Below are 6,000 nucleotides of genomic sequence, written 5' to 3' on the forward strand. Positions count from 1 at the left end.
GATCTTCTATATATGAGGGTAACTATACCTTATAATGGAACAAAGTTCTTCAAATGACCGATCTCGCCGTCCAGATCCCCGAGACCAGCCGCCGCCTCGATGCCATCGACCGCAAGATCCTGATGGTCCTCCAGGAGGACGCCTCCCTGTCCGTCGCCGAGATCGGCGACCGTGTCGGGCTGTCCTCCACCCCCTGCTGGAAGCGCATCCAGCGCCTGGAGGCGGACGGGGTGATTCTGAAACGAGTGGCCCTGGTCGACCAGAACAAGATCGGCCTCGGCATCTCCGTGTTCGTGTCGGTGGAGAGCGCCGACCATTCCGACGCCTGGCTGAAGAAGTTCGCCGAAGCCGTCAGCGCCATGCCCGAGGTGATGGAATTCTACCGCATGGCCGGCGACGTCGACTACATGCTGCGCGTCGTGGTCGCGGACATGCAGAGCTATGACGTGTTCTACAAGAAGCTGATCAGCGCCGTGCCGCTGAAGAACGTCACCTCGCGCTTTGCGATGGAGAAGATCAAGTCGGTCACGGCGCTGCCGATTCCGGCGGTCGTGGCGGCTTAGGACGCACGTCTCACCACACGAAAGCTGTCATGGCCCGGCTTGACCAGGCGATCCAGTACGCCGTGACGTCTATGATTGAACCGAGGCGCCACGGCGCACTGGATGCCCCGCCTTCGCGAGGGCATGACAACGAAGAGGAAGGCATGGATCACGCCTCCCTCGAACTACCTCAGATCTTCTGATTGTACTCGCCGACTTCCGGATGCGTGCGCAGCACGCTGTTCACCATCTCGAACATGTCGTGCATGCGCTGCTCGGAGACCGGGCTCTCGACCACGACCACGAGCTCAGGCTTGTTGGACGAGGCGCGCACCAGGCCCCAGCTGCCGTCTTCCACCGTGACGCGCACGCCGTTGACGGTGACGAGGTCGCGGATCGACTGGTCGCCGATCTTCGCACCCTTGGCCTGCAAACCTTCGAAGTGCTTCACCACCTTGTCGATGACGCCGTATTTGACCTCGTCGGCGCAATGCGGCGACATGGTCGGCGACGACCAGGTCTTTGGCAGCGCGTCCTTCAAATCGGCCATCGACTTGCCCGGCGCGCGGTCGAGCATGTCGCAGATCGCGATTGCCGACACCAGACCGTCGTCATAGCCGCGGCCGTACGGCTTGTTGAAGAAGAAATGGCCGGACTTCTCGAAGCCCGCCAAAGCGCCCGTCTCGTTGGTGCGACGCTTCATGTAGGAATGGCCGGTCTTCCAATAGGCGGTCTTGGCGCCCTGCTTCTGCAGCACCGGATCGGTAACGAACAGGCCGGTCGACTTCACGTCGACGATGAAATGTGCGTCCTTGTGGATCGCCGACATGTCGCGCGCCAGCATCACACCGACCTTGTCGGCAAAGATCTCCTCGCCGGTGTTGTCGACGACGCCGCAGCGATCGCCGTCGCCGTCGAAGCCGAGGCCGACATCGGCCTTGTGATGCAGCACCGCGTCACGGATCGCGTGCAGCATCTCCATGTCTTCCGGATTCGGATTGTATTTCGGGAAGGTGTGGTCGAGCTCGGTGTCGAGCGGAATCACCTCGCAGCCGATCGCCTCCAGCACCTGCGGCGCGAACGCACCGGCGGTGCCGTTGCCGCAGGCCGCAACGACCTTGAGCTTGCGCTCAAGCTTGGGACGGCTGGTGAGATCGGCGATGTAACGCGCCGGGTAGTTCTCGTGGAACTGGTAGGCGCCGCCGGCCTTGTTCTTGAACTCGGCGCCCAGAACGATCTCCTTCAGCCGCGTCATCTCGTCGGGACCGAAAGTCAGCGGGCGGTTGGCACCCATCTTCACGCCGGTCCAGCCATTGTCGTTGTGCGAGGCCGTAACCATGGCGACGCAGGGCACATCGAGATCGAACTGCGCGAAATAGGCCATCGGCGTCACCGCAAGCCCGATGTCGTGCACCTTGCACCCCGAAGCCATCAGGCCGGAGATCAGCGCGTATTTGATAGAAGCCGAATAGCCGCGGAAATCATGGCCAGTGACGATCTCTTGGCTGACGCCGAGTTCGGCGATCAGCGCGCCCAGCCCCATGCCGAGCGCCTGCACACCCATCAGGTTGATTTCCTTCTGGAACAGCCAGCGCGCGTCGTATTCGCGAAAGCCGGTAGGCTTCACCATCGGCTCGGATTCGAAGGCGTAGGTGTTGGGCAACAAGACGGATTTCGGCTTGGGAAACATTGAGACGATCTCGTGAAAGGGGCAGGAATTGATGCAGCCTTAGCGAATGCCGAGCCGCAGCGGAAGGCGGGAATGGCAGCTTATGGCTTATAATTGCGGCAGTTTGGTAACGGGAAAACGCGACTTGGCGCGAGGCCTCCAGCCGGTGCCGTCCTGAATATTCGTGCGAACGACCGTTCGTCAGCGCGATAAGGTGCTCGTGAAGCGGCTTACTGCTCCAGCACCATCTGACCGTTGGCATATTCGAGCCGCTTCAGGCGCGACAGGAAGGAGAGGCCGAGCAGGTTCTCGGACAGCGCCTCATCCGGCAGCACCATGGCATCGACGTCGCGCACGACGAGGCCGCCGACCTCCAGCATGGCGATGCGGGTGCGCGCGGCCTTGATGGTGCCGTTCGCGGTGGAGACGGTGGCGTTGTACTCGCCGCGCGAGGGACGGAGGCCAAATCGGGCGGCCGAGCTCTCGTTCAGCGCCACCACGGAAGCGCCGGTATCGACCATGAAGCCGATGCGCTGGCCTTCGATGCGGCCCTCGGTCTGGAAATGACCGCGGCCATCGCGGGAAATGGCGAGGCTGCGGCCGCCGGCCGGCGCAGTCGCCGCAACCGCGACCGTCGTGCGCGGCGCTGACGTGGCCGAAGCGGAGCTCATCTTGTCCGCCATCTGCGCCATGAACGTGCCGAGGCCGATCATGATGGCCGCGAAGATCATTATGTTACGCATGACACCGCTCGGGACTGAAAGCACGATTTGACCACGCAAGCTTTCCGCCCGCGAGCGAGGGCGCGGCCGGAACCGTGCCATTTTGCCGAAAAGGATGAGCGAACGGTTAATGCTCTGCCGACACCTCTCAGGTGCCGCGCGGCTTCGCCCGCCGGGTCGGCAGCGCACTCGCTGGATCGTCCGGCCAGGGATGGCGGGGATAGCGGCCACGCAGGTCGGAGCGCACGGCCGCGTAACTTCCGCGCCAGAAGCCGGGGAGATCGCGCGTCACCTGCACCGGGCGCTGCGCCGGCGACAGCAATTCCAGCACCAACGGCACCTTGCCGGCGGCGATCGACGGATGGGTATTGAGGCCGAACATTTCCTGGAGCCGCACCGCGATGGTCGGCCCCTGCTCGGCCTCGTAGTCGATCGCAAGCGCGCTTCCGGTCGGCGCCTCGAAATGCGTCGGCGCCTCGCGATCGAGCCGCGCGCGCATCTCCCAGGGGAGCAGCGCCATCAGCGCATCGGAGAGATCGCCGGCGGAGACATCCTTGAGCGCGATCTTGTCGTAGAGCCCCGGCACCAGCCAGTCGTCGCGCCGTGCGATCAGCCCGTCGTCGGAGAGATCTGGCCAGCTGTCGCCCTCGGCCTTGCGCAGGAACATCACCCGGTCACGCCATTGCTTGGCCGCCTTCGACCAGGGCAGCCGGTCGAGGCCGGCCGCGATCAATCCGTCGGCGAAGATGCGCGCGGTGTCCTCCGAGGGCGACACGGCAAGTGTCGCCTCGGAGAGCGTGATGGCGTGCAGCACGCGCTTGCGCCGCGCCCGCAGCGCCATCGCGCCGCGATCGAAGAAGATCTCGTCGGCGCTCTCGATATGCTCGGCGAAATGCCGCTCGATCTCCTCCTGCGTGATTTGCGCGGCGAGCAGGATGCGTCCGCTGGCCGCCGTTCCCGTCATTTCGCCGATCGCGACATAGGGCGCGCGGGCGAGCGACGAGGTTTGCTCGACCGCAGCGCCGCGGCCGTTGGCAAGCACAAAGCTGCCATTGCCGCGGTTGCGCGCGACACGGTCCGGGAAGGCATAGGCGAGCATCAGGCCGGTCGAGAGATCCTCCTGCGGCCCTGCCTTCTCCGAGGCCGCGACCTGCGAGGCCCAGCGCCGCGCCAGGTCGCGCGCGCTCGCCGCACGCGGCGAGCGATCGCGGCGGAACTGGTCGCGCCTGTGTTCGAGATCGACACTGTCGCCGCCGAGCCCGCGCTCGGTGATGATGGCGGCGATTTCGGCGGCGGCTTCGCCCTCGCCGGCACGATGTGAATCCACGATCATGCGCGCCAGCCGCGGCGGCAGCGCCAGCGCACGCAGGCTCTTGCCCTCCGCGGTGATGCGGCCATCGCCATCGAGCGCGTTGAGTTCGGAGAGCAGGCTTTTTGCTTCCTTCCAGGCCGGCTGCGGCGGCGGATCGAGAAACGACAGCGCGGCGGGATCGGCGACGCCCCATTGCGCGAGATCGAGCACCAGCGAGGACAGATCGGCGCTGAGGATTTCCGGCTGGGTGTAGGGCGCAAGCGACGCCGTCTGCGGCTCGTCCCAAAGCCGGTAGCAGACGCCAGGCTCGGTGCGGCCGGCGCGGCCGCGGCGCTGGTCCACCGCCGCGCGCGCGGCGCGCACGGTCTCGAGCCGCGTCAGCCCGATATCCGGCTCGTAGCGCGGCACGCGGGCGAGACCGGAATCAACGACGATGCGCACGCCTTCGATGGTGAGCGAGGTCTCGGCGATCGATGTCGCCAGCACCACCTTGCGCATGCCCTTGGGCGCGGGCGCGATGGCGCGATCCTGCACGGCGGCATCGAGCGCGCCGAACAACGGCACGATCTCGATGCTGGCATCCTGCACGCGCTCGCTGAGGAAATTCTGGGTGCGGCGGATTTCGGCGGCGCCCGGCAGGAACGCGAGCACCGAACCGCTGTCGGCACGCAGCGCGGACGCGATCGCGTCCGCCATCTGCCGCTCCACCGGCGCGTCCGCCTTGCGGCCGAGATAGCGTGTCTCGACCGGAAACGCGCGGCCCTCGCTTTCGATGACCGGCGCTTCGCCGAGCAGTTTTGCGACGCGGGCGCCATCGAGCGTTGCCGACATCACGAGGATACGCAGGTCTTCGCGCAAACCCAGTTGCGCGTCACGCGCCAGCGCGAGGCCGAGATCGGCGTCGAGCGAGCGCTCGTGAAACTCGTCGAACAGGATGGCGGCAATGCCGGACAATTCGGGATCGTCGAGGATCTGACGGGTGAAGATACCCTCGGTCACCACCTCGATGCGGGTCGCGCGTGAGATCTTCGAGCCGAAACGGACGCGGTAGCCGACAGTCTCGCCGGCCCTCTCGCCGAGCGATTTGGCCATGCGGTCGGCGCTCGCGCGGGCCGCGATGCGCCGCGGCTCCAGCACGATGATCTTCTTATCCCTGGTCCAGGGCGCATCGAGCAGCGCGAGCGGCACGCGCGTGGTCTTGCCGGCGCCGGGCGGCGCTACCAGCACGGCGGCGTTATGCGCCTCCAGCGTGCGCGAGAGGTCGTCGAGCACGGCGTCGATCGGGAGGGGCGTGTCGAAGCTGCGGGGCAAAGTCTCTATCCGTCATCACCCGCCTTGTGCGCAATCGCGCGCTGGGGCGGGTGATCCAGTAAACTCAGATCCAATCATCACGAAGATCGGGGCTACTGGATACCCCGCCTTCGCGGGGTATGACAATCGCGTGTAACTCTTACCCCTGCGCCGGCGGGCGGCCGACGCTCTCGTAGGTGAAGCCCGCGGCTTCCATCTCTTCGGGGCGATAGATGTTGCGGAGGTCGACGACGATCGGCTGCGCCATGGTCGCCTTCAGCCGGTCGAGATCGAGCGCGCGGAACTGCACCCACTCGGTGACGATGACGAGCGCGTCAGCGCCTTGCGCGCAGGAATAGGCATCCTCGCAATAGGTGATGCTGGGCAGCTCGCCCCTGGCCTGCTCCATGCCGACCGGATCGAACGCCTTAACATTCGCCCCCATGTCGATCAGGCCGGTGACGA

5 protein-coding genes are annotated in these 6,000 nt (G+C 65.7%); 1 reads left to right on the forward strand and 4 read right to left on the reverse strand.

Going from position 1 to position 6,000, the window contains the following annotated elements:
* Window positions 1-53 precede the first annotated feature (53 nt).
* Window positions 54-563, forward strand: coding sequence for an Lrp/AsnC family transcriptional regulator (locus tag GPL20_RS06975; protein ID WP_157328844.1), 510 nt, complete (start codon window positions 54-56; stop codon window positions 561-563).
* Window positions 564-732: 169 nt separating this feature from the next.
* Here GPL20_RS06975 and GPL20_RS06980 read toward each other — a convergent pair whose 3' ends face one another.
* The 4 genes from GPL20_RS06980 to GPL20_RS06995 all read right to left on the reverse strand — a co-directional run.
* The gene (locus tag GPL20_RS06980) at window positions 733-2,232 is read right to left on the reverse strand and encodes a phosphomannomutase/phosphoglucomutase (RefSeq protein WP_157328845.1); all 1,500 of its coding nucleotides are present in this window, start codon (window positions 2,230-2,232) and stop codon (window positions 733-735) included.
* A 209-nt stretch (window positions 2,233-2,441) separates the two neighbouring features.
* Window positions 2,442-2,954 carry a TIGR02281 family clan AA aspartic protease gene (locus GPL20_RS06985; RefSeq protein ID WP_157328846.1) on the reverse strand — a complete coding sequence of 171 codons (513 nt, stop codon included), beginning with the start codon at window positions 2,952-2,954 and terminating at the stop codon, window positions 2,442-2,444.
* A gap of 127 nt (window positions 2,955-3,081) precedes the next feature.
* A complete protein-coding gene (gene hrpB / locus GPL20_RS06990; protein ID WP_157328847.1) occupies window positions 3,082-5,556 on the reverse strand; it encodes an ATP-dependent helicase HrpB in 2,475 nt (824 codons plus the stop codon).
* A 139-nt stretch (window positions 5,557-5,695) separates the two neighbouring features.
* Window positions 5,696-6,000, reverse strand: a 305-nt coding sequence (locus GPL20_RS06995) for a UDP binding domain-containing protein (protein WP_283812229.1), incomplete at its 5' end; no start/stop codon positions are given.

The organism is Bradyrhizobium cajani (assembly GCF_009759665.1).
GTDB lineage: Bacteria > Pseudomonadota > Alphaproteobacteria > Rhizobiales > Xanthobacteraceae > Bradyrhizobium > Bradyrhizobium cajani.